The following is a 1,715-nucleotide window of genomic DNA, read 5'->3' on the forward strand; positions in this document are numbered from 1 at the left end:
TCCTGGGGGAGTCGGGGTCGGGTAAGAGCGTGTCGACGCAGGCGCTGACCGGGATCCTGGACATGCCGCCGGGGCGGATCGTCTCCGGTACGGCGGAGTATCGCGGCGCCGATCTGATCGCGATGACGACGCGGGAACGGCGGAAGATCGTCGGGGACCGGATCACCATGGTGTTCCAGGACTCGCTGTCCGCGCTCAATCCTGTCCAGTCGGTCGGGACCCAGATCGCCGAGTGCTACCGCGTGCATCGCGGGCTGTCGAAGAAGGACGCCCTGAAGAAGGCGGCCGAGATGCTCGACCAGGTGCGGATTCCGGCTGCGTCGAAGCGGGTGCGCGACTATCCGCACGAGTTCTCCGGCGGGATGCGGCAGCGCGTGATGCTGGCGATGGCGCTCGCGCTGGATCCCGACGTACTGATCGCGGACGAGCCGACCACGGCGCTCGACGTGACCGTGCAGGCGCAGATCCTCGAGCTGATCGCGGAACTGCAGGCGGAGCGCGACATGGGCGTCGTACTGATCACTCACGACCTTGGGGTGGTGAGTGATGTGGCCGACAACGTGGTGGTGATGTACGCCGGTCATGTCGTCGAGCGCGCGTCGACCGCGGCCGCGCTGGACTATCCCGTGCACCCGTATACCGAAGGGTTGCTCGGGTCGATGCCGTCGGCCGAGCTCAAGGGGCAGGAGCTGCCCACGATCCCCGGTACGCCGCCGTCGTTGCGGGCGATTCCGTCCGGCTGCGCGTTCCGGCCGCGGTGCCCGATCGCCATCGAGGACTGTGCGCACGACGTACCGCCGTTGCTGACCGTCGCGCCCGGCCGCGATGCCGCGTGTATCCGGCGGACGACGCTGGCCGAGAAGGAGGCCGTCTGATGGCCGAAGAGTTGCTGGTGGCAACGGATCTGGTGAAGCACTACGACATCAGCCCGGCACTCCACTTCGGATCGAAGGTCCTGGTCCGCGCGGTCGAGGGCGTGAATCTCACGCTCCGCAAGGGCGAATCGCTCGGCATCGTCGGCGAGTCCGGCTGCGGCAAGTCCACGCTGGTCCGGCTGCTCGCCGCGCTGGAGAAGCCGACGTCGGGCGAAATCCACTACGGCGGTGTGGACGTCAGCAAACTGCGCGGCCGCGAACTGCGGCAGTGGCGGCGGAACGTTCAGGTCGTCTTCCAGGACCCGTATTCCAGCCTGAACCCGCGGATGCGCGTCGGCGAGATCGTCGCCGAGCCGCTGGAGGTGCACCCGGACGTCTCGAAGGGAGTGGACATCCGCAAGCGCGTCCGCGAGCTGCTGGAGCTGGTCGGTCTGCGGGCCGAGGACGAGACGAAGTTCCCGCACCAGTTCTCCGGTGGTCAGCGGCAGCGGATCGGCATCGCCCGCGCGATCGCACTGAACCCCGACGTCCTGCTCTGCGACGAACCGGTCTCCGCCCTCGACCTCTCCGTCCAGGCACAGGTCGTGAACCTGCTGATGCGGCTCCAACGCGAGCTCGGTCTGAGCATCATCTTTGTCGCCCACGACCTGTCCGTCGTCCGCCACGTCTCTGACCGGGTCGCCGTCATGTACCTCGGCCGAGTCGCTGAACTGGGCGATCACCAGAACGTGTACGACGTACCGGCCCATCCCTACACGCAAGCCCTGCTCTCCGCCGAGCCAGGCCTGGCCCGCCAAGGCCGCAAACGCATCGTCCTGGCCGGCGACCCACCCTCCCCGG

The 1,715-nt window shown here is 68.0% G+C and carries 2 protein-coding genes; both read left to right on the top strand.

Going from position 1 to position 1,715, the window contains the following annotated elements:
• The coding region (locus E1261_RS44635; RefSeq protein WP_132416415.1) for an ABC transporter ATP-binding protein at positions 1-875 on the top strand (875 nt) is incomplete at its 5' end.
• Positions 875-1,715, top strand: an 841-nt coding sequence (locus tag E1261_RS44640) for an ABC transporter ATP-binding protein (RefSeq protein ID WP_132416417.1), incomplete at its 3' end; no start/stop codon positions are given. The genes E1261_RS44635 and E1261_RS44640, both read left to right, overlap by 1 nt.

The sequence above is a fragment of the Kribbella albertanoniae genome (assembly GCF_004348455.1).
Classification (GTDB): domain Bacteria; phylum Actinomycetota; class Actinomycetes; order Propionibacteriales; family Kribbellaceae; genus Kribbella; species Kribbella albertanoniae.